General features: G+C 60.3%; 21 protein-coding genes. 4 read left to right on the forward strand and 17 right to left on the reverse strand.

Going from position 1 to position 21,165, the window contains the following annotated elements; all coding sequences use genetic code 11:
- Nucleotides 1-38: 38 nt before the first annotated feature.
- Both M2497_RS26045 and M2497_RS26050 read right to left on the reverse strand, forming a co-directional pair.
- The gene (locus tag M2497_RS26045) at nt 39-587 is read right to left on the reverse strand and encodes a hypothetical protein (protein WP_021492272.1); all 549 of its coding nucleotides are present in this window, start codon (nt 585-587) and stop codon (nt 39-41) included.
- Nucleotides 588-662: 75 nt separating this feature from the next.
- The gene (locus M2497_RS26050; RefSeq protein ID WP_248484185.1) at nt 663-1,430 is read right to left on the reverse strand and encodes a sulfite exporter TauE/SafE family protein; all 768 of its coding nucleotides are present in this window, start codon (nt 1,428-1,430) and stop codon (nt 663-665) included.
- A gap of 99 nt (nt 1,431-1,529) precedes the next feature.
- On the opposite strand from M2497_RS26050, the gene M2497_RS26055 reads away from it, so the two are divergent.
- From M2497_RS26055 to leuA, 4 genes are all read left to right on the forward strand, one after another.
- Entirely contained in the window at nt 1,530-2,420 is an 891-nt protein-coding gene (locus tag M2497_RS26055) for a LysR family transcriptional regulator (RefSeq protein ID WP_248484187.1), read from the forward strand.
- A gap of 10 nt (nt 2,421-2,430) precedes the next feature.
- Complete coding sequence (xseA, locus tag M2497_RS26060) at nt 2,431-3,810, forward strand: exodeoxyribonuclease VII large subunit (RefSeq protein WP_102591898.1); 1,380 nt, start codon at nt 2,431-2,433, stop codon at nt 3,808-3,810.
- A 3-nt stretch (nt 3,811-3,813) separates the two neighbouring features.
- On the forward strand, nt 3,814-4,635 hold the full coding sequence (locus tag M2497_RS26065; RefSeq protein ID WP_248484190.1) for a M23 family metallopeptidase: 822 nt from the start codon (nt 3,814-3,816) through the stop codon (nt 4,633-4,635).
- A 324-nt stretch (nt 4,636-4,959) separates the two neighbouring features.
- A complete protein-coding gene (gene leuA / locus M2497_RS26070; RefSeq protein ID WP_248484192.1) occupies nt 4,960-6,639 on the forward strand; it encodes a 2-isopropylmalate synthase in 1,680 nt (559 codons plus the stop codon).
- Between the two features lie 164 nt (nt 6,640-6,803).
- On the opposite strand, the gene M2497_RS26075 is transcribed toward leuA, so the two are convergent.
- The 15 genes from M2497_RS26075 to hscB form a co-directional block, all read right to left on the reverse strand.
- Complete coding sequence (locus M2497_RS26075) at nt 6,804-7,595, reverse strand: amidohydrolase (RefSeq protein WP_248484194.1); 792 nt, start codon at nt 7,593-7,595, stop codon at nt 6,804-6,806.
- Nucleotides 7,583-8,731 (reverse strand): pyridoxal phosphate-dependent aminotransferase, encoded by a 1,149-nt coding sequence (locus M2497_RS26080; RefSeq protein ID WP_248484196.1) that lies wholly within the window; start codon nt 8,729-8,731, stop codon nt 7,583-7,585. Before M2497_RS26080 ends, M2497_RS26075 begins: the two co-directional genes overlap by 13 nt.
- 128 nt (nt 8,732-8,859) lie before the next feature.
- Entirely contained in the window at nt 8,860-10,329 is a 1,470-nt protein-coding gene (gene der / locus M2497_RS26085; RefSeq protein WP_016977675.1) for a ribosome biogenesis GTPase Der, read from the reverse strand.
- A 134-nt stretch (nt 10,330-10,463) separates the two neighbouring features.
- Entirely contained in the window at nt 10,464-11,615 is a 1,152-nt protein-coding gene (bamB, locus tag M2497_RS26090; RefSeq protein ID WP_248484198.1) for an outer membrane protein assembly factor BamB, read from the reverse strand.
- On the reverse strand, nt 11,608-12,249 hold the full coding sequence (locus tag M2497_RS26095) for a YfgM family protein (RefSeq protein WP_032890712.1): 642 nt from the start codon (nt 12,247-12,249) through the stop codon (nt 11,608-11,610). Before M2497_RS26095 ends, bamB begins: the two co-directional genes overlap by 8 nt.
- A gap of 41 nt (nt 12,250-12,290) precedes the next feature.
- The gene (gene hisS / locus M2497_RS26100; RefSeq protein ID WP_248484200.1) at nt 12,291-13,580 is read right to left on the reverse strand and encodes a histidine--tRNA ligase; all 1,290 of its coding nucleotides are present in this window, start codon (nt 13,578-13,580) and stop codon (nt 12,291-12,293) included.
- Nucleotides 13,581-13,601: 21 nt separating this feature from the next.
- Entirely contained in the window at nt 13,602-14,711 is a 1,110-nt protein-coding gene (gene ispG / locus M2497_RS26105; RefSeq protein WP_248484202.1) for a flavodoxin-dependent (E)-4-hydroxy-3-methylbut-2-enyl-diphosphate synthase, read from the reverse strand.
- A gap of 2 nt (nt 14,712-14,713) precedes the next feature.
- Nucleotides 14,714-15,700 carry a RodZ family helix-turn-helix domain-containing protein gene (locus M2497_RS26110; protein WP_248484204.1) on the reverse strand — a complete coding sequence of 329 codons (987 nt, stop codon included), beginning with the start codon at nt 15,698-15,700 and terminating at the stop codon, nt 14,714-14,716.
- The gene (pilW, locus tag M2497_RS26115; protein WP_248484206.1) at nt 15,700-16,458 is read right to left on the reverse strand and encodes a type IV pilus biogenesis/stability protein PilW; all 759 of its coding nucleotides are present in this window, start codon (nt 16,456-16,458) and stop codon (nt 15,700-15,702) included. Before pilW ends, M2497_RS26110 begins: the two co-directional genes overlap by 1 nt.
- Nucleotides 16,459-16,470: 12 nt before the next feature.
- Complete coding sequence (gene rlmN, locus M2497_RS26120) at nt 16,471-17,619, reverse strand: 23S rRNA (adenine(2503)-C(2))-methyltransferase RlmN (protein ID WP_071496434.1); 1,149 nt, start codon at nt 17,617-17,619, stop codon at nt 16,471-16,473.
- A 29-nt stretch (nt 17,620-17,648) separates the two neighbouring features.
- Nucleotides 17,649-18,074, reverse strand: coding sequence for a nucleoside-diphosphate kinase (ndk, locus tag M2497_RS26125; protein ID WP_003175956.1), 426 nt, complete (start codon nt 18,072-18,074; stop codon nt 17,649-17,651).
- A 91-nt stretch (nt 18,075-18,165) separates the two neighbouring features.
- On the reverse strand, nt 18,166-18,366 hold the full coding sequence (gene iscX, locus M2497_RS26130; RefSeq protein WP_016977667.1) for a Fe-S cluster assembly protein IscX: 201 nt from the start codon (nt 18,364-18,366) through the stop codon (nt 18,166-18,168).
- 14 nt (nt 18,367-18,380) lie between these two features.
- Entirely contained in the window at nt 18,381-18,722 is a 342-nt protein-coding gene (fdx, locus tag M2497_RS26135) for an ISC system 2Fe-2S type ferredoxin (RefSeq protein ID WP_016971995.1), read from the reverse strand.
- Nucleotides 18,723-18,725: 3 nt separating this feature from the next.
- On the reverse strand, nt 18,726-20,588 hold the full coding sequence (hscA, locus tag M2497_RS26140; RefSeq protein WP_248484208.1) for a Fe-S protein assembly chaperone HscA: 1,863 nt from the start codon (nt 20,586-20,588) through the stop codon (nt 18,726-18,728).
- A gap of 53 nt (nt 20,589-20,641) precedes the next feature.
- Nucleotides 20,642-21,163: a co-chaperone HscB gene (gene hscB / locus M2497_RS26145; protein WP_248484210.1), complete on the reverse strand. Its 522-nt coding sequence runs from the start codon at nt 21,161-21,163 to the stop codon at nt 20,642-20,644.
- Nucleotides 21,164-21,165: the final 2 nt, after the last annotated feature.

Consider the following 21,165-nt stretch of genomic DNA (forward strand, 5'->3'; position numbering starts at 1 on the left):
TTCCCACGCTCCGCGTGGGAACGATCGGATCAGGAGGGTTACAACTCGACTTTGACCCAACTCATCTTCTGGTCCAGCCAATCGGCGAATTCGTCGATAAAACTCTGCTTGAACCCCGCTTCCGCCCAGTTGTTGAAGATGAATCCCAGGTTGGAAAACCCGCATTCCTGCAGGAACAGGAACCCGTTGATGTCGTCTTCATGCCCACACAGCGGGCAGGTGAAGTTGTCGGTGTGGCCGGGCATCCAGTCTTCCAGGCTTTCGAACAGCGCTTCGCCGACTTCCTTGCGGCATTCCGGGCAACCGGCTTCTTCGAGAAAGCCCTTGGCCGGCGTGTAGATGCAGCGCTTGTAGATGATCTCCAGGCCATTGATCGGCTCGTTGAACGGCAGTGCCTCGGGGTAAAGCACCACGGCACGGGCGCCATCGGCCAGGGCGTAGCCCATGCGGTTGCCGGTGCGGCCACAGGTGGTCAGCTCTTCCTTGATGATGTTCTTGCGCACCAGCCAGCGCACGATCGCCCGGGCGCGGGGTTCGTGGACGGGCAAGGTGGAGATTTTCGGGACAAGGATGCTTTGGGAATTCATGGGAGTCCTGCGGTGTGGCCACTTGCCCCCGAAGAGGCCCTGAAGGCAGGCAGCTTAATCCCTGAAAAGAACAGGTCAAGTACTCAAATACCGCCCGATCAATGCAATACCGCTGGTCAGCACCAGCCAGGTCACCAGCCGCACAAACGCCTCACGCGACATGCGCATCGTCAACCTGCGCCCACACCACAGCCCCAACGCCATCGCCGGCAACAGGCACAGTGCCAACATCAACAACGGTAAATCAGCATACACCCCGGCGATCAGGAACAGACTGAGGCGCACCACCGTGCTGCAACTGATCAACGCACTCTGGGTGGCGCGCGCCGCGTCTTTGGACAGGCGACTGTTGAGGTAGATCGCATATAAGAAGCCACCACTGCCGAACAGCGCCCCAAACAACCCACCCACCGTGCCCATCGGTATCGACCACCCCGCCGCCAGTTGCGTCGGCCGCGCCTTCACCGCCAGGCTGTAGAGCGCGTAGGCGCTGATAAACAGGCCCATCAACAACAGCAGCAGGTCCGAATGCAAGTTGAGCAAAAACACCACGCCGAGTGTGCAGCCAACCGCCATGCACGGCAGCAATCGCAGCAACTCCGGCTTGTTCACCTCGCGCCGCGATTGCAGCAGGTTGCCAAATGCCGCGACAAAATCCAGCAGCACCAGCAGCGGGATGATCTTCGACAGCGGCATGAACAGGATCAGCAGCGGCCCCGCCACCAATGCGGTACCGAATCCCGCGATGCCAAACACGATGTAGGCCACCACCACACCCACGCCGATCACCAGCCAATCCACACCACCAAACGACCACTGACTCATCAGCTCAACCGGGCTCATGGGGTATTCCTTGTACGAGATGATCATCACTTTAGCCATCGGTGAGAGATGCGACTAATATCTTCAAAGCCCGCCACCTATCTCGAAAAGGCATGACGCGTGATATCAACCCGCCAACTGCGTTACTTCGTCGAAATCGCCGACTGCGGCAGCTTCAGTGCCGCCGCCGAACGCCTGTTTGTGGCGCAGTCAGCCTTGAGCCGACAGATCAAGGAGCTGGAAACCCAGCTGCAAACCCCGCTGTTCGAACGCACCGCACGCCAACCGAGGCTTACGGCGGCGGGCGAAGCCTTCTATCCGCGAGCCCGCAACCTGCTGAGTGAACTGCTCAAGGCCAGCCAAATGGCGACACAAGTGGGCAATGGCGAACTGGGTACGCTGCGCCTGAGCCATTCGAGCACTGTGCCGATGAGCGGCCCTTTGCTGCAGGGCATCAGCGCTTGGCTGGAACGCTGCCCTGGGGTGTCGATGGACATCGTCAAACTGTCCTCCGAAGCGCAGTTGGAAGAAATCGCCGAAGGTCGCCTTGAGGTCGGCGTGCTGCGCTCGCCGGTGCTGCGCCAGCGCGAGGGGGTTCGGGTGATGCCTTTGTATAGCGAGCAACTGCTGCTGGCCGTACCGCCCAACCATGCGTTAGCGCGTAGTCAGGCGCCCATCGAGCTAGGGCAATTGAAGGAGGAAGCGTTTATTTCAATACCCCACCCCCAGCGCGGCGGCCTGAGCTATCTATCAGCCGAGCTATGCATGCGTGCCGGATTTTTCCCCAAGGCCGCGCGAGTGATGTCGCGCAAGACCACCCAGTTGCAATTGATCCAGGCCGGCTTCGGTATTGCCTTGTTACCAAAATCCATGCAGGACATCGCCCCCGCCAACGTGCACTTTTTACCCCTGGCCGACCCGGACTGCCTCAGCACCGTGGCCCTGGCCTGCGCACAGGCGCCGAGCGCGCTGGTGGAGCAATTCTGTCAAACCTTGCACGAATGCCTATAAACTGCCGCCCATGATTAAAGATCCTTTTGCTCGTTTAGGCCTGGACCGCGAAGTCCTGACTGTCAGCCAGCTCAACGGCCGTGCGCGGGTGTTGCTGGAAGACGTGTTCACCAATATCTGGGTCGAAGGCGAGATCTCCAACCTCGCCCGCCCGGCCTCCGGGCATGTGTATTTCACGCTCAAGGACAGCGGCGCCCAGGTGCGTTGCGCGTTGTTCCGCAACAACGCTGCGCGGGTGCGCCAGGCGCTGAAGGATGGCCTGGCGGTGAAAGTGCGCGGCAAGGTCTCGCTGTTCGAGGGCCGGGGTGATTACCAATTGATCCTCGATACGGTGGAACCGGCCGGTGATGGGGCGCTGCGCCTGGCGTTCGATGCACTGAAGGAAAAGCTCAGCGCCGAAGGCCTGTTCAGTGCCGAACGCAAAGTGCCGCTGCCGGCGCATCCACGACGCATCGGCATTATCAGCTCGCCGACCGGCGCGGTGATTCGCGACATCATCAGTGTGTTCCGCCGCCGTGCGCCCAACATTGAACTGACCCTGATCCCCACTGCCGTGCAAGGCCGCGAAGCGATCCCGCAGATTGTGCGCGCGTTGAAACTCGCCGATGCCCGTGGCTTCGATGCGCTGATCCTGGCCCGTGGCGGCGGCTCGCTGGAAGACCTCTGGTGTTTCAACGAAGAAGCCGTGGCCCGTGCGGTGGACGCCTGCGTCACGCCGATCGTCAGCGCCGTCGGCCACGAGACCGATGTGTCGATCAGCGACTTCGTGGCGGACGTGCGCGCCCCCACCCCTTCCGCCGCAGCCGAATTGCTCGCGCCAGACGCCAGCCACCTGGTGCGCCAGGTTGAAAACCTGCACCGCCGCCTGGTGCTGCTGATGCGCAACCGCCTGAGCCACGACCGCCTGCGCCTGGAAGGCATGGCCCGACGCCTGCGTCACCCCGGTGAACGTCTGCGCCAGCAAGCCCAGCGTCTGGACGACCTGGACATGCGCCTGCGCCGTGCCTTCGAGCGCAGCCTCAATACCCGCCGTGAACGCCTGATCCGCCTTGAAACGCGCCTTGCCGGCCAGCACCCGGGCCGCCAGTTGGCCCTGTTGCGCCAACGCCTGGACAGTCTCGCCGAACGCCTGCCCCGCGCCATGCGCGAAGGCCTCAAGGCACGGCGCCTGCAACTGCAAAGCCAGATGCAGACGCTGCACGTGGTCAGCCCGCTGGCGACCCTGGGTCGTGGCTACAGCATCCTCTTGGATGAGCGCGGCCAGGCCATTCGCAATGCCGCGCAGACCCACACCGGCCAGCGCCTGACCGCGCGCCTCGGTGAGGGCCAATTGCAGGTGCGGGTGGAAGACAACCACCTGACACCCGTCACCCTTTCGTTATTGGATTGATTGATGCCACGTCTCTTTAGTGTGTTGATGCTGCTGTGCCTTGCCTTTAACGCACAGGCCGACAGCTACATTACCCGAACCCTCAACAAGCCCGTGCCTGGCGGGGTTGCCGTGGTCGAACTTGGCCCTTCCGCTGCCGCACCCAAAGCCACGTACCTGGGCAAGCCGGTACTGGTGGTGAAAGAAGCGGACACCTGGCTGGCGATTGTCGGTATTCCGTTGACGGTCAAGCCTGGCAATGAGCGCATCAGCAGCGGCGGGCGCAACCTGCCGTTTATCGTCGGCTACAAAAAGTACCCGGAACAGCGCATCACCCTGAAAAACAAAAGCCAGGTAAACCCTGACCCGGCGCAGCTCAAGCGCATCGAAGGCGAATTGGCAGTGCAGCTCAAGGCCTACCGCAGTTTCAGCCCTAACCTGCCGAGCAACCTGGTGCTGGACAAACCGGTGAACGGGCCGCTGTCGAGCAAATTCGGCGTGCGGCGGTTCTTCAACGGTGAAGAGCGCAATCCCCATTCGGGCCTGGACTTTGCGGTGCCGGCCGGTACGCCGATCAAGACGCCGGCAAACGGCAAGGTGATCCTGGTGGGCAACTACTTCTTCAACGGCAACACGGTATTCGTCGACCACGGCCAGGGCTTTATCAGCATGTTCTGCCACATGTCGAAGATCGATGTGAAAGTGGGCGATCAACTCACACGCGGCGCGGTGGTGGGCAAGGTCGGTTCGACTGGCCGTGCGACCGGCCCGCACATGCACTGGAACGTCAGCCTGAACGATGCGCGGGTCGACCCGGCGATCTTTATCGGGGCGTTCCAACCCTGAAACGCTGAATTGCGCGCTCGATAATGGGCGCGCAATTATATCCAGACATTAATTCATCTTCAGGCACAAAATCTCGTTTTCTACGCCAATAGAAGAACTTCTCTCAATTTTTAGCGACTGCTTGCCATCTTTCACCCCGACGGTTAGGGTTGAGCTTATGAAAACCTCTCACACCCTCATTCAGCTCCGCCAGCACCGCAGCCTGTGCCTCGTCAGTGCACGACTGCCAGGCTGAATCGATCTGCCTCGTCTTTACGTTTTATCCCTAAAAACAGTTCTACGGCAGGCCGCCTTTTCTCGGCCCCTACAACAAAGGATTTCCCGATGAGCATGCTCAAAGACCCGTCTTCGAAGTACCGCGCGTTTCCGACCATCGATATCCCGAACCGCACCTGGCCATCGAAGACCATCACCGAAGCGCCGATCTGGTGCAGCTCCGACCTGCGTGATGGCAACCAGTCGCTGATCGAGCCGATGGACGCAGTGAAAAAGCTGCGCTTCTGGAAGACCCTGGTCGCCGTCGGCGTGAAGGAAATCGAAGCTTCGTTCCCGGCCGCCTCGCAAACCGACTTCGACTTCGTGCGCACCCTGATCGAAGACGGCCACATCCCCGAGGACACCACCATCCAGGTGCTGACCCAGGGCCGTGAAGACTTGATCGCACGCACCTTCGAATCCCTGCGCGGCGCCAAGAAAGCCATCGTGCACCTGTACAACGCCACGTCGCCGTCCTTCCGCCGCATCGTGTTCAACCAGGACAAGGAAGGCATCAAGGCCATCGCGGTCAACGCCGCCAAGTTGTTCGTCAAATACGCCGCCCAGCAGCCGGAAACCCAGTGGACCTTCGAATACTCCCCGGAGACCTTCAGCGCTACTGAGCTGGAGTTTGCCAAGGAGGTGTGTGACGCGGTGATCGAGGTGTGGAACCCGACGCCCGAGCACAAGATGATCCTCAACCTGCCGGCCACCGTGGAATGCGCCACGCCGAACATCTATGCCGACCAGATCGAATGGTTCGGTCGCCATATCAATCGCCGTGACAGCGTGATCATCAGCCTGCACACCCACAACGACCGTGGCACCGGCGTGGCCGCCACCGAGCTGGGCCTGATGGCCGGCGCCGACCGCGTCGAAGGCTGCCTGTTCGGCAACGGCGAGCGCACCGGCAACGTCGACCTGGTCACCGTGGCACTGAACATGTACACCCAGGGCCTCGACCCACAGCTGGATTTCTCCGACATCGATGGCGTGCGCAAAGTCGTCGAAGAGTGCAACCAGATCCAGGTTCACCCGCGTCACCCGTACGTGGGTGACCTGGTGCACACCGCGTTCTCCGGTTCGCACCAGGATGCAATCCGCAAGGGTTTCGCCCAGCAGAAAGACGATGCGCTGTGGGAAGTGCCGTACTTGCCGATCGACCCGGCCGATATTGGTCGCAGCTACGAGGCGGTGATTCGCGTGAACAGCCAGTCGGGCAAAGGCGGCATCGCCTACCTGCTGGAGCAGGAATACGACATCAGCTTGCCACGTCGCATGCAGATCGAGTTCAGCCAGGTGGTACAGGCCGAAACCGACCGCGTCGGCCTGGAGATGACTGCACCGCAGATCTATGCCTTGCTGCAGCGTGAATACCTGCAAGCCAACACCCCGTACGCGTTGGTCAGCCATCGCCTGCAGGAAGAGAACGGCAACAGCTTTGTCGAGGTGGAAGTCGCGGGCAAGGGCCAGGGCGAAACCAACCTGCACTGGAAAGGCAAAGGCAACGGCGCCCTGGAAGCGTTGGTGGCCGGCTTGCCGATTGGCGTGGAGATCATGGACTACAACGAACATGCGATCGGTGCGGGCACCAACGCCAAGGCGGCGGCCTACATCGAACTGCGTGTGAACGGCGAGCGTCCGGTGCATGGTGTGGGGATTGATGAAAACATCACCACAGCGAGCTTCAAGGCGCTGTTCAGTGCGCTGAACCGTTCGTTGAGCCAGCAGGAAGCAAAAGCAGCGTAAGCAGTCTGCTTAAAATGTGAAAGGCCCCTGGATATGAGTCCTGGGGCCTTTTTTTTGGTTTTTTGTGGTCTGTGAGGGCCTCATCGGGGGCAAGCCCCCTCCCACATTTTGAATGTATTCACAAATTAAAGTGTGGGAGGGGGCTTGCCCCCGATAGCGGTCTGTCAGACAAACTGGAAAGTATCGGCATCCAGGTTGGCTGGAAACCTGGTGCGATACGCGGCCAATTCCGCCGCATCCAGGCTCACCTGGAACACTCCATCCGCCTCCCCCGCACTCAGCAGCGTCTCGCCCTGGAAGTCCAACACCTGGCTATCCCCGGTGTAGGCAAAGCCCTTCCCATCCGTGCCCACCCGATTTACCGCCGCCACATAACACAGGTTCTCGATGGCCCGCGCCGGCAGCAGTCGGTTCCAGTGCGAGCGCCGCGCTCCTGGCCAGTTGGCGGTGTACAGCAGCAGGTCTGTGTCCTGAGCATCGCGGCTCCACACCGGGAAGCGCAGGTCGTAGCAAATCAACGGGCGAATACGCCAGCCCTTCACTTCGAACTGTACCTGGCGCTCACCGGGGGTGTAGTGGTTGTGCTCGCCGGCCATGCGGAACAGGTGGCGCTTGTCGTAATGCAACACCTCGCCATCCGGCCGTGCCCACAGCAATCGGTTGCGATGGCTGCCGTCGGCAGCCTGGATGATCAGGCTGCCGGTGATGACGGCGTTGTACTTCGCGGCCTGGGCCTGCAGCCAACGGTGGGTCGGCCCGTTCTCGGGTTCGGCCAGGGTTGCTGACTCCATGGAAAAACCGGTGGTGAACATCTCCGGCAACACGATCAGATCAGCGCCTTTCGCCTGCTCCAACAATAACCCGAAGTGCTCAAGGTTGGCTTGGCGGTCGTGCCAGGCCAGGCTGGTCTGGACCAGGGCGATGTTCAGGTTCGGCAGAGCACTCAGATCGCGCATAGTTTTTCAGCCGCTTGTTGCAGCGTTTCCTCACGTTTGGCAAAGCAAAGGCGCACCAGGCGCTGGCCTTGGGGTGGGGTCTGGTAGAACACCGAGACCGGAATCGTCGCCACGCCGTGTTCGCGGGTCATCCACAGCGACATGGCGACGTCATCCAGGTCCGGGCGGATCTGTGAGTAATCCACCAGTTGGAAGTAGGTGCCGGTCACTGGGGTAAAGCTGAAGCTCGATGGCGCCAGCAGGTCGCAGAACAGATCGCGCTTGGCCTGATAGAACGCCGGCAACTCATCGACATGCTCCGGGTGCTCAGCCATGAAATCGGCCAGCGCGTACTGCAATGGGGTTACGCCACAGAAATTGACGTATTGATGCACCTTGCGCAGTTCGCCGGTGAGGGCCGGCGGGGCGACGACGTAGCCGGTTTTCCAGCCGGTGACGTGGTAGGTCTTGCCGAAAGAGCTGACCACGAAGGCGCGCTGGTAGAGTTCTTCGTGGGCCAACACGCTGACATGGGCCACGCCGTCGAACACCAGGTGTTCGTAGACCTCATCGCTGACCAGGTAGATGTCACGCTCGCGAATCAGTTCGGCCAACTGGTCCAGTTCGGCGCGGCTGATCAGCGCGCCAGTCGGGTTATGTGGGGAGTTGAGGATGATCATGCGCGTACGCGGTGACAGGGCCGCCTTGATCTTCTCGAAGTCCAGCGCAAAGCCATCCAGGCGCAGTTGCACATGCACGCAGCGACCCCCCGCCAGCTCCACCGACGGCTCGTAGCTGTCGTAGCTGGGGTCGAACACGATGACTTCATCACCGTTGCGAATCACCGCCTGGATCGCGCAGAAGATCGCCTCGGTGGCGCCTGGAGTGATGGTCACTTCAGTGTCGGCATTGACTGTGGCGCCATAGCTGCGGGCGATCTTGGCGGCCACCTGCTGGCGCAGCACCGGTAAGCCGGTCATGGGCGCGTATTGGTTATGCCCGAGGGCGATATGCTTGCCCACTGCGTCGAGCAAACCCTGGGGGCCATTGAAGTCCGGGAAGCCCTGGGACAGGTTCAGCGCGCCGGTCTCGGCAGCGAGTTGCGACATGGTGGTAAAAATGGTCGTGCCGACATTCGGCAGCTTGCTGGTGATCATGGGAGCCCCCTTCGGCTGAGCAGCAAGTTTTAAGCTGCAAGCCATAAGCAGGTCAAGGGGCAAACCGCCAGGCACAAAAAAGGGCTCCAAAGGAGCCCTCTCTTGCAGCTAACAACTTGAAGCTACGATTACTTCTTATCGCGGCGCTTCTTGTCGGCCTTCTTATGGTGAGTCATCAAACGACGCTTCTTGTTCACCTGACGGTCAGTCAGTGTGTTCTTGTTGCCTTCGTATGGGTTCTCACCACCCTTGAACTCGATACGGATCGGCGTACCGACCAGTTTCAAGACACGCCGGTAGGTGTTTTCCAGGTAACGCACGTAGGACTTGGGCACCTTCTCGATCTGGTTACCGTGGATCACGATAATCGGTGGGTTGGCACCGCCCAAGTGGGCGTAACGCAGTTTGATCCGGCGGTTGTTGACCATCGGCGGCGCGTGCTCGCCAACCGCGTCTTCCAAGATCTGGGTGAGACGGTTGGTCGGCCAGCGGGTGACCGCGGACTTGAACGAGTTCTGTACGGACGCGTAGAGGTTGCCCACGCCGGTGCCGTGCAGTGCCGAGATAAAGTGGATATCGGCAAACTCGACGAAGAACAGGCGGCGTTGCAGCTCGATCTTGACGAAATCGCGCTCGCTCGGCGTCATGCCGTCCCACTTGTTGATCGCGATCACCAGCGCACGACCGGCCTCCAGGGCAAAGCCCAGCAGGTTGAGGTCGTGGTCCACCACGCCTTCGCGGGCGTCCATCACGAAGATCACCACGTTGGCGTCTTTGATCGCCTGCAGGGTTTTCACCACCGAGAACTTTTCAACTTCCTCGTGGATCTTGCCGCGCTTGCGCACACCGGCGGTGTCGATCAGCGTGTACTTTTCCTCGTTACGTTCGAACGGGATGTAGATGCTGTCGCGGGTGGTGCCGGGCTGGTCATAGACGATGACTCGGTCTTCACCGAGCATGCGGTTGACCAGGGTCGACTTGCCGACGTTAGGACGACCGATGATAGCGATCTTGATACCGTCTTTTTCGCTCGGGCCAGGAATGCGCTTGGCTTCCTCACCTTCGGCGACGATTTCCTCTTCGCCCTCTTCTTCCTCGACGTCATCCTTGGGGAAATCGCGCAGGGCAATTTCCAGCATCTGGGTGATACCGCGACCGTGCGCCCCGGCGACCGGGATCGCATCGCCCAGGCCCATCGGGCTGAATTCGGCTCGGGCAGCTTCAGGATCGATGTTGTCGATCTTGTTCGCGACCAGATAGGAACGCTTGTTGCGCTTGCGCAGGTGCTCGCCAATCATCTGGTCGGCAGCGGTGTAGCCCGCACGGGCGTCCACCAGGAACAACACGACATCGGCTTCTTCAATGGCCAGCAACGACTGCTCGGCCATCTTTTCGTCCATGCCATGCTCGTCACCGGAGATACCACCGGTGTCGACGATAATGTAGGAGCGCCCTTGCCACTTTGCCTCACCGTATTGGCGATCACGGGTCAGACCGGACAAGTCGCCGACGATAGCGTCGCGAGTCCTGGTCAGGCGGTTGAACAAGGTGGACTTGCCGACGTTAGGTCGGCCCACCAGGGCGATTACGGGAACCATGCGGCTCTCCACTTCGTTATTTCAGAAAATACAAAAGCCGCTGCAAGGCAGCGGCTGGTGCTCGGGGCAGCATAATCAAATGCCGCATGCCCCGCCGAAGCGGGGCCGCCTGGGTGTTACCCCAAGCATAGTTCTTACTTGATGGTCAGGGCTTCCAGCTTGCCGCTGTTGCCAAACACATAAAGCATGTTACCCACCACCAGCGGACGCGCACGCAGGCCGTCGCTGTCGATACGCTCGCGACCGACGAAACGACCATCCACCTGGCTCAGCAGGTGCAGGTAGCCTTCGAAGTCACCGACCGCTACATAGCTGGAGAAGACTTCCGGTGCCGACAACTGGCGGCGCGCCAGGGAGTCGTTGCTCCACAGTGCCGTGGTGGAACGCTCGTCGACACTTTCGACAGTGCCGGACGCCAGGCTGACATAGACGCTGCCAAACCCTTGGGCGACACCGGCGTAGCTGGAAGCATCACGCTGCCAGTTGACGCGGCCGCTCTGCAGGTCCAGTGCCGCAACACGGCCCTGGTAAGTGGCGACGTAGATGGTTTCACCCGACAACAGCAAGCCGCCGTCAATGTCCACTACGCGGTCCAGCTCGGAACGACCTTGCGGGATGGCCACACGGGTTTCCCAGGCCGGCACGCCGTTCTGGGTATCCAAGGCGACCACTTTACCGGTCGACAGGCCTGCAACGGCCAGATTGTTGGTCACAATCGGACCACTGGTACCGCGCAGCGTCAGCACCGCAGGCGTGCTGTCGTACAACCAACGCTGTGCGCCGGTGCTGGCGTCGAGGCCGATCACACGGTCGTCCTGGGTTTGCACCACGACGATATCGCCGTTGGTGGCAGGCGGTGCGAGCACTTCACTGGTCACGCGAGCGCGCCATTTCTCTTCGCCGGTGCTGGAATCCAACGCCACGACTTCGCCCTTGAGGGTGCCGAGCAAGACCATGCCGTAACCCACGCCTACTGCGCCGGATACCGGAATTTCGAGGTCTTTCTTCCACTTCACGTCGCCGTTCATGCGATCCATGGAGATCACTACGCCGGTCACGTCAGCAGCGACAATGTTGTCACCGTCGATAGCCGGTACCAGCATGTTGTAGGTTTCGCCCTGGCCGTCACCGATGGAGCGGCTCCACTGCTTTTGCAGGACCACTTCTTCCTTGAAGCTGGTCAGCTCCGCAGGCGGCAGTTCTTTCTTACTGTTGCTGCTGCAACCCGCGGCCAGAACGGCCAGAGCCAGCAATGCTGCATGTTTCCAACGGATCACGTCACGCATCCCCTTTGGCCAAGTCGTCCAGCTTGATTTGTAAGCCACCGACCGCCGCTTCATCAGACAGCGCCGCCTTGGCTTTCTTGTACGCAGCATTGGCTTCGTCGGTACGACCCAATTGGACCAACAGGTCGCCCTTGAGCTCTTCGCGAGTGGCTACAAATGCCTTGTCAGCATCGCCGTCGAGCAGTTTGAGTGCTTCGTCAGCCTTGTTCTGTGCCGCCAGTACCTGCGCCAGGCGCTGACGTGCGATTTCACCCAGGGTCGGGTTGGTCGGCTTGTCGGCGATGGCCTTCAGCTCAGCGGCAGCGTCGTCCAGCTTGCCGGTGTCGACCGCGACTTTCGCGACGAACAGGCTGCCGTATTGGGCGTAGGTGCTACCGCCGAATTCGTTCTTCAGCTTGCCGGCCAGGTCTGCAACCTGCGCAGGGTCGGGCTTGCCGTCCGGCGTCAGGGTGGTTTCCAACAATTGCTGATAGAGGATCGAGGCGCCTTGGGACTGGTTGGCCTGATACTTGGTCCAGGCTTGCCAGCCGAAGACAACCACTAAAGCCAGCAGACCGCCAGTAACCAGAGGCTTGCCGTTGCGCTGCCACCAGTCCTTGAACTCGGCCAGTTGCTCATCATCAGTACTCGACACCCCAATACTCCTTAATCGCTAAATTCGGCTGTTCGACAGCTTCAACCCTGCACGACGCAGGTGGCCAAGTGCGCAGCGAGCGCATCAAAGGCAATGTTCTGTTGCTCACCCTGGCCACGCAGGGGTTTGAAACCTATCACTTGCTGGGCCAGCTCGTCTTCGCCGAGGATCAGTGCATACAACGCACCGCTCTTGTCGGCCTTCTTGAACTGGCTCTTGAAGCTGCCGGCGCCCGCATTGACTTGCAGGCGCAGATTGGGCAGTTGGTCGCGAACCTTTTCGCTCAGGGCCAGGGCTGCCAGTTCGGCGGCCTCGCCAAAGGCGCACAGGTACACGTCCACCTGACGGGAGATCTCTTCCGGGACCTGCTCAAGGGTTTCCAGCAGCAGGATCAGCCGCTCGATGCCCATGGCGAAGCCCACGCCGGTGGTCGGCTTGCCGCCCATCTGCTCGACCAGGCCGTCGTAGCGGCCACCGGCACACACGGTGCCCTGGGCGCCGAGTTTGTCGGTGACCCACTCGAATACGGTCTTGCTGTAGTAATCGAGGCCGCGCACCAGCTTGGTGTTGATCACGAACGGGATACCGGCCGCATCCAGCCGAGCCTTGAGGCCCTCGAAGTGGATACGAGACTCGTCGTCCAGGTAGTCGGCCATTTTCGGCGCATTGACCAGCACGGCCTGGGTATCGGCGTTCTTGGTATCGAGGACGCGCAATGGGTTGGTCTTCAGACGGCGCTGGCTGTCTTCGTCCAACTTGTCCAGGTGGGCGGACAGGTACTCGACCAGGGCCACTTTGTAGCGGCCGCGGGATTCACTGGTGCCCAGGCTGTTGAGTTCAAGCTTGACCGCGTCGCGCATACCCAGCAGGCCCCACAGGCGCCAGGTCAGTACGATCAACTCGGCGTCGATGTCCGGGCCGTCGATGTTGAACACTTCCAGGCCGATCTGGTGAAACTGGCGATAACGGCCTTTCTGTGGGCGTTCGTGACGGAACATCGGGCCGATGTACCACAGTTTCTGCGGCTGGCCAGCGCCGGTGAGGCCATGTTCGAGCACGGCGCGCACGCACGCGGCAGTACCTTCCGGACGCAGGGTCAGGGAGTCGCCGTTACGGTCTTCAAAGGTGTACATCTCTTTTTCGACGATGTCGGTCACTTCACCGATGGAGCGCTTGAACAGCTCGGTGAACTCAACGATCGGCATGCGGATCTGCTTGTAACCGTAGTTATCCAGCAGGCGCGCAACAGTGCTCTCGAAGTAGCGCCACAGCGGCGTCTGCTCCGGGAGGATGTCGTTCATGCCACGAATGGCTTGCAGAGACTTGCTCACATCAAATCCTTAAATTCGTTCTTAGCCGCGCGCGATCAGCGCTGCGTCAGCCGCGACCTTTTCGGCCGCTTTCTCGCGGATCAGTCTTTCGAGATGATCCACCAGATTGTCATTCGTCAACTTCTGCGACGGTTTGCCGTCGATGTAGATCAGGTTCGGTGTACCGCCGGTCAAACCGATGTGCGCCTCCTTGGCTTCTCCCGGCCCGTTGACCACACAACCAATTACCGCGACATCCAGCGGCACCAGCAGGTCTTCGAGGCGCCCTTCCAGCTCGTTCATGGTTTTCACCACGTCGAAGTTCTGCCGCGAGCAGCTCGGACAGGCAATGAAATTGATGCCTCGGGAACGCAAATGCAGGGATTTGAGGATGTCGTAACCGACCTTCACTTCCTCTACCGGGTCTGCCGCCAGGGAGATGCGGATAGTATCGCCAATCCCTTCGGCGAGCAGCATACCGAGACCCACCGCAGATTTCACTGTGCCTGAACGTAAACCGCCTGCTTCAGTGATACCCAGGTGCAACGGCTGTACGATTTCCTTGGCCAGCAGGCGGTAGGCTTCTACCGCCATGAACACGTCGGAGGCCTTTACGCTGACCTTGAAGTCCTGGAAATTCAGGCGTTCAAGGTGCTCAACGTGGCGCAGCGCCGATTCGACCAGCGCCGCCGGGGTCGGCTCGCCGTATTTCTTTTGCAGGTCTTTTTCCAGGGAGCCGGCGTTGACGCCGATACGGATCGGAATACCACGGTCGCGAGCAGCATCCACCACGGCACGCACACGGTCTTCGCGACCAATGTTGCCCGGGTTGATACGCAGGCAGTCCACACCCAGCTCGGCGACGCGCAATGCGATCTTGTAGTCGAAGTGAATGTCGGCAACCAACGGCACCTTGACCAGTTGCTTGATGCGACCAAAGGCCTCGGCAGCGTCCATGTCCGGTACGGAGACGCGCACGATGTCCACGCCAGCGGCTTCCAGACGGTTGATCTGGGCAACGGTGGCGGCCACGTCATTGGTGTCGCTGTTGGTCATGCTCTGTACGGCGATGGGGGCATCGCCACCCACCGGCACCGAGCCGACCCAGATTTTGCGCGATACGCGACGTTTGATTGGAGATTCGCCGTGCATGACTATTGTCCCAACTTCAGGCGAGCGGTCTCGCCGGTGGTGAACGGCGCTACGTCTACAGGCTGGCCGTTGTAGGCCACTTGCGCGCCACGGGCAAAGCCCAGACGCAGCGTCAAAGGAGGCTTGCCGCCTTGGTCGAGCGTATCTCCCTTACGCTTGAGACCGCTAAACAGCACTTTGCCATTGCCGTCGGTGACTTGCGTCCAGCAGTCGGCGACGAAGGTAATCTGTACGCGGCCATCACCGGCGATCAACGCTGGGGTGGTAGGTGGCGAAATCGCAGGAGCTGCCGGAGCGGTTGGCGCTGGAGTCGCTGGCGCCTGCACTGGAGCGGCCGGTGTATGGGCTATGGCCCCCGAAGCAGCCGGCGTCGCGGGAACCGTTGCGGCAGCGGTCGCGGCAGGCGCGGTTTCCGGTGCTGGCAGCTCAGTAGCGGCGGATGCTTCAGGCGCGGCCTGGCCTTGGGCGACAGCCTGGTCTTCCGGCTCGTCCAGCGGATGAATCTGGGTAGTGCCGTCGGCGCTTTCGACTTCGACGTGCTCCATGGCGTTGCTGGTCAGGTCCTTGGTGCGCTGGGAGGTCTGGTCTTGCCACCAGACAAAACCGCCACCAATGACAGCGATCAGCAGCAACAGGCTGACAATTCGCAAAATCGTGTGGGAAACCCGCACCGGTTCTTCGATGCGACCCAAGCCATGCACATTGCTACCTTGGGAGTCGGTGCCGGTAAACTGGTCGAACTCCTGGACTAGAACAGTCTGGTCGATCCCCAGCAGCTTGGCATAGGCACGGATATAGCCGCGGGCGAAGGTATGCCCAGGCAACTTATCGAACGCGCCAGCTTCCAGGTTGCCCAGGGATGTACTGGTCAAATTGAGCTTGAGGGCCACTTCCGCCAGCGACCAACCATTGCTTTCGCGGGCCTGACGCAAGGTGTCGCCTGGGTTTACGCGATTAGCTGCTACAACTTCCGGGTGCGCCGCTTTCATCATTGCTCCGACAGGTATTGCTGATATTCCGGCGTACCGGGATAGAGTCGTTCGAGTTGCTGGCCAAAACGTGCAGCCGTGTCGCGTTCTTCATGAACCGTCGCCAGCCGCACACCGAGCAATAGACTACGTGCATTTTGCCCGCTGAGCAGGCTAAAACGCTCGTAATAGTCACGTGCCGGCACATAATGCCTGTCATCAAAGGATATCTCAGCCATTTCGAGCAATGCCCGAGGCTGGCGACCATTCAAGTGCAGGGCTTTTTCCAGTTGCCGGCGGGCATTGTCGCGCTGGCCGAGGCGGATCGAGGTGACCCCGAGGTTCTCGAACACCCGCGAACGCTCAGGATAGAGGGTATCGGCGCTGGCCTGCTGGAAATAAAGAGCGGCCTGGTCATAACGCTTCTGCGCAAACAGGAAACTGCCGTAGTTGTTCAGCAGCCGCGGGTCGGCAGGGCGTGCGGCCAGGGCCTTGTGGAAATACCGGTCCGCCAGTTCAGGCTCGGCCTGGGCCTGGAACACCAGGGCCAGTGCGGCATTGGCGTCGGCATCGTCGCTGTCCAGCTCAAGCGCCTTCTTCAACGGCACCTTGGCCTGCTCGTTCATCCCTTGCTGAAGGTAACCCAAGCCCAGTTGCACATAGGCAACTCGCGCCTCATCACGGCCTTTACCGGTTTGCATAGGGCTGTCATGGCCCGATGAAACACAACCAGCCGACAGGCCGGTAACAAGCAGAAGCAGCGCAAGGCGCAAGGGCATAGAGATCCTCTCTCAGATTCGATTCACAGCGATCAGCGGTAAATCGTCGGCGGCGTTCACTTCACGTCCGGCGATATAACGCTCGCTGCGGCGGGTGCGGTCCATCACCTGCCCGACCAATTGGCCACAGGCGGCGTCAATGTCTTCACCACGGGTGGTGCGGACGGTGACGTTGTAGCCAGCCTGGTGCAGTTGATCCTGGAAACGGCGGATGGCGTTGTTGCTCGGTCGCTCGTAGCCAGAATGTGGAAACGGGTTAAACGGAATCAGGTTGATCTTGCACGGGGTGTTCTTGAGCAACTCGATCATCTCGACCGCGTGCTCGACCTTGTCATTGATGTCTTTGAGCAAGGTGTACTCGATGGTCAGCACGCGCTTTTCACCCAGGGACGACATGTAGCGCTGGCAAGATTCGAGCAGCATCTTAAGCGGATACTTCTTGTTGATTGGCACCAATTGGTTACGCAATGCGTCATTGGGTGCGTGCAGCGACAACGCCAGGGAGACGTCGATGTGCTTGGACAGCTCATCGATCATCGGCACCACGCCGGAGGTGGACAGGGTCACACGGCGCTTGGAGATGCCGTAGCCCAGGTCGTCCATCATCAGGTGCATGGCCGAAACCACATTGTCGAAGTTCAGCAGCGGCTCACCCATGCCCATCATCACCACGTTGGTGATGGCACGGTCGACGGTCGCCGGGACGCTGCCAAAGGATTTGTTGGCAATCCACACCTGGCCGATTACTTCGGCGGCGGTGAGGTTGCTGTTGAAGCCTTGCTTGCCGGTGGAGCAGAAACTGCAGTCCAGGGCACAGCCTGCCTGGGACGAAACGCACAAGGTGCCGCGTTTGCCCTGGGGAATGTACACAGTCTCGACACAGCTGCCGGACGCCACGCGCACCACCCACTTACGGGTGCCATCGCTGGAGATGTCCTCGCTGACCACTTCGGGACCACGTACTTCAGCAATGGCCTTGAGCTTGTCGCGCAGGGCCTTGCTGACGTTCGTCATGGCGTCGAAATCATCGACGCCAAAGTGGTGAATCCATTTCATTACCTGACCGGCACGGAAACGCTTCTCCCCGATTGAGTCGAAGAATTTCTCCATTTCCGGCTGGGTCAGCCCCAGCAGGTTGGTTTTTACAGTCGATGTCGTCATGGATTCACCCTCACTCTTTAAGCCGATGCTTAGCGAGCGGTTACTTCAGTAGCGGCGAAGAAGTACGAGATTTCGCGAGCAGCAGCAGCTTCGGAGTCCGAACCGTGTACAGCGTTGGCGTCGATGGACTCGGCGAAGTCAGCACGGATGGTGCCGGCAGCGGCTTCTTTAGGGTTGGTAGCGCCCATCAGCTCACGGTTCAGAGCGATAGCGTTTTCGCCTTCCAGAACCTGGACAACAACAGGACCGGAGATCATGAAGGCAACCAGGTCGCCGAAGAAGCCACGAGCGCTGTGCTCAGCGTAGAAGCCTTCAGCTTCAGCCTTGGACAGTTGCTTGAGTTTCGAAGCTACAACCTTCAGGCCGGCTTTTTCGAAACGAGTGGTGATCTCGCCGATGACGTTTTTTGCAACAGCGTCAGGCTTGATGATGGAGAAAGTACGTTGAACAGCCATGGTGTAACTCCAGAAACGGTAATTTACGAAAAATTAAACCCGCGAATTATACGCGGGTTATTGGGTATTGCCTAACTGCGTAAGGGAGGCGTCAGTCCTGTTCTTCTTTCCAGGCAGTCTGGATAGCCTCCAGGACCTTTTCACCACCGCGATCACGCTCATCTTCGAACCCTGGCAACGCCATGACCATGTCACGCAAAGCTACAAAGTTCAGGGAGTAAGGATCCAGATCCGGGTTGGCATCTGCCAACAGGATAGCGATCTCTTGCACATCAACCCATTTAAGACTCATGACACTTCCTTGAATCAATGCGGCGCTTCGGCAGCATGGTTGAGGGAATACTTCGGAATTTCGACAGTGATGTCTTCCGTGCCGACCTTTGCCTGACAGCTTAGGCGAGAAGTCGCTTCCAGGCCCCAGGCACGATCAAGAAAGTCCTCTTCCAGCTCGTCTGCTTCTTCCAGAGTGTTGAAACCCTCGCGGATGATGCAATGACAGGTGGTGCAGGCGCAGACACCGCCGCAGGCACTTTCGATCTCGATGTGGTTGTCATGGGCAACTTCGAGGATGGACTTGCCGGTCTCAGCCTCCACGACCATACCGTCCGGGCAATGCTCGGCGTGTGGCAGAAAAATGACCTGCGGCATTAATTATTCCTCGATTTCATTCAGGTTGCGCCCGGCCAGTGCGGCTTTCACCGTCTGATCCATGCGGCGGGCGGCAAAGGCATCCGTCACTTGCGACAGGCGCTTGGTCTGTTGCTCGATGGCATAACCGTCGTTGCCTTTCATCAGTTCGGCCAGTTCCTGCATCTGCAGGTCGATGACCATGCGCTCTTCGGCATCCAGCAGGCGCTCGCCGTCGGCATCCAGCGCGCCCTGCACCGCTTCGAGCAGGCGCTGGGCGTCGACTTGCTGCTCACGCAATACACGGGCGACCTTGTCGTCACCGGCATATTGGAACGAGTCCTTGAGCATCTTGGCGATTTCACCGTCGGTGAGGCCGTAGGACGGCTTGACCTGGATGCTGGCTTCCACACCCGAACCCAACTCGCGCGCGGCGACGTTGAGCAGGCCATCGGCGTCGACCTGAAAGGTCACGCGAATCTTTGCTGCGCCCGCGACCATGGCCGGGATACCGCGCAATTCAAAGCGCGCCAGGGAGCGGCAGTCGCTGATCAGCTCGCGTTCACCTTGCAGCACATGGATCATCATGGCCGTCTGGCCATCTTTGTAAGTGGTGAAGTCCTGGGCGCGGGCGACGGGGATGGTGGTGTTGCGTGGAATCACCTTCTCCATCAGGCCCCCCATGGTTTCCAGGCCCAGGGACAGCGGGATAACGTCGAGCAGCAGCAATTCGCCACCATCACGCTTGTTGCCGGCCAGGGTATCAGCCTGGATCGCGGCGCCGATGGCGACCACCTGATCCGGGTCGATTTCAGTCAGCGGCTGGCGGCCAAAAGCTTCGGCGACGGCTTCACGCACGCGTGGTACGCGGGTGGACCCACCGACCATGACCACGGCACCGACTTCTTCCAGCTCGATACCGGAATCGCGCACCGCGCGGCGGCAGGCTTTCAGGCTGCGGGCAACCATTGGCTCGATCAACGCATCGAAAGCTTCGCGGGTCAGTTGGGCCGACCAGGTGCCGTAGGAAACTTCAACGCTTGCAGCATTGGTCAGCGCTTCTTTGGCCGCGCAGGCGGTTTGCAGCAGGTTGCGCTGCGCGCCCGGGTCCAGATCGGCAGACAAGCCGGCGCTGGTGATGATCCAGCCCGCAATGGCGTGGTCGAAGTCATCGCCGCCCAGGGCGCTGTCGCCGCCGGTGGCGAGCACTTCGAAGACGCCGCCGGTCAGGCGCAGGATCGAAATATCAAAGGTACCGCCGCCCAAGTCGTAAATAGCGACGAGGCCTTCTGCATGCTGGTCCAGGCCATAGGCCACGGCCGCTGCGGTCGGCTCGTTGAGCAGGCGCAATACGTTCAGGCCGGCGAGTTTCGCCGCGTCCTTGGTGGCCTGACGCTGAGCGTCATCGAAATAAGCCGGAACGGTGATTACGGCACCGACCAGTTCGCCGCCCAGGGTTTTCTCCGCGCGCTGGCGCAGCACCTTGAGGATATCGGCCGACACTTCCACCGGGCTTTTCGGGCCTTGGACAGTGTCGATGAACGGCATATGGGATTCGCCGCCAACAAAGCGGTACGGCAGCTGGTCGCCCAATTGCTTGACGTCGGACAGACCACGACCCATCAAGCGCTTGACCGACAGTACGGTATTCAAAGGGTCGGAAGACGCCGCCAGCTTGGCCAACTCACCGACTTCGATGCGGTCGGCGTGGTAGCGAACGGCAGACGGCAGAATCACCTGGCCATCAGCGTCCGGCAGCGGCTCGGACAAGCCGCTGCGCAAGGCAGCAACCAGGGAATTGGTGGTGCCCAGGTCAATCCCGACCGCCAGGCGACGCTGGTGCGGTTGAGGGCTTTGGCCGGGTTCGGCGATTTGCAGTAGGGCCATGGTAATCAGGTCTTATCTGTCTATCAGGCGTGCATCACGGGCAGCACACTGGGTTAATCGTCGAGGCGCTCTTCTAGCTGGCGCACTTCGTAGGTGAGCTTGTCGAGGAACTGCATGCGCCGCATCAGGCGTTCGGCCTGTTCGCGCTGCGCTGCGTCATTCCAACAGGCTGCGAAGCTTTCGTTGAGCTCATCCTGGGCCGTTTTCAGACGACGCTTGAAGATTGCGACACCGGCCAGATCGGCTTCGTCCTGCAAGTCTTCGAGTTCTTCGCGCCATTGCATCTGTTGCATCAGGAAGTCCGGATCGTGCACCGTAACTTCCAGCGGCAACTCACCACCGTTCATCGCGAGCAGGTAGCGCGCGCGTTTCGGGGGGCTTCTGAGCGTCTGATAGGCTTCGTTGAGGCTGGCCGATTGCTCCAGCGCCAGACGTTGCTCACGCTCGGAAGCGTCAGCGAAGCGGTCCGGATGCACGCCACGCGCCAATTCTCGGTAGCGCGTGGCAAGTTGCTCAAGGTCCAGCCGAAAGCTCGGCTGCAGCTCGAATAAAGCGAAATGACAAGGAGTACCCACGA

The sequence above is a fragment of the Pseudomonas sp. CYM-20-01 genome (assembly GCF_023169845.1).
GTDB classification, from domain to species: Bacteria; Pseudomonadota; Gammaproteobacteria; order Pseudomonadales; family Pseudomonadaceae; genus Aquipseudomonas; species Aquipseudomonas azotoformans.

Coding starts and splice junctions, on each gene's coding strand:
- M2497_RS26045 (WP_021492272.1), bottom strand. CDS start 587: ATGAATTCCCAAAGCATCCTTGTCCCGAAAATCTCCACCTTGCCCGTC.
- M2497_RS26050 (WP_248484185.1), bottom strand. CDS start 1,430: ATGAGCCCGGTTGAGCTGATGAGTCAGTGGTCGTTTGGTGGTGTGGAT.
- xseA (WP_102591898.1), top strand. CDS start 2,431: ATGATTAAAGATCCTTTTGCTCGTTTAGGCCTGGACCGCGAAGTCCTG.
- M2497_RS26065 (WP_248484190.1), top strand. CDS start 3,814: ATGCCACGTCTCTTTAGTGTGTTGATGCTGCTGTGCCTTGCCTTTAAC.
- leuA (WP_248484192.1), top strand. CDS start 4,960: ATGAGCATGCTCAAAGACCCGTCTTCGAAGTACCGCGCGTTTCCGACC.
- M2497_RS26075 (WP_248484194.1), bottom strand. CDS start 7,595: ATGCGCGATCTGAGTGCTCTGCCGAACCTGAACATCGCCCTGGTCCAG.
- M2497_RS26080 (WP_248484196.1), bottom strand. CDS start 8,731: ATGATCACCAGCAAGCTGCCGAATGTCGGCACGACCATTTTTACCACC.
- der (WP_016977675.1), bottom strand. CDS start 10,329: ATGGTTCCCGTAATCGCCCTGGTGGGCCGACCTAACGTCGGCAAGTCC.
- bamB (WP_248484198.1), bottom strand. CDS start 11,615: ATGCGTGACGTGATCCGTTGGAAACATGCAGCATTGCTGGCTCTGGCC.
- ispG (WP_248484202.1), bottom strand. CDS start 14,711: ATGCACGGCGAATCTCCAATCAAACGTCGCGTATCGCGCAAAATCTGG.
- M2497_RS26110 (WP_248484204.1), bottom strand. CDS start 15,700: ATGAAAGCGGCGCACCCGGAAGTTGTAGCAGCTAATCGCGTAAACCCA.
- pilW (WP_248484206.1), bottom strand. CDS start 16,458: ATGCCCTTGCGCCTTGCGCTGCTTCTGCTTGTTACCGGCCTGTCGGCT.
- rlmN (WP_071496434.1), bottom strand. CDS start 17,619: ATGACGACATCGACTGTAAAAACCAACCTGCTGGGGCTGACCCAGCCG.
- ndk (WP_003175956.1), bottom strand. CDS start 18,074: ATGGCTGTTCAACGTACTTTCTCCATCATCAAGCCTGACGCTGTTGCA.
- iscX (WP_016977667.1), bottom strand. CDS start 18,366: ATGAGTCTTAAATGGGTTGATGTGCAAGAGATCGCTATCCTGTTGGCA.
- fdx (WP_016971995.1), bottom strand. CDS start 18,722: ATGCCGCAGGTCATTTTTCTGCCACACGCCGAGCATTGCCCGGACGGT.
- hscA (WP_248484208.1), bottom strand. CDS start 20,588: ATGGCCCTACTGCAAATCGCCGAACCCGGCCAAAGCCCTCAACCGCAC.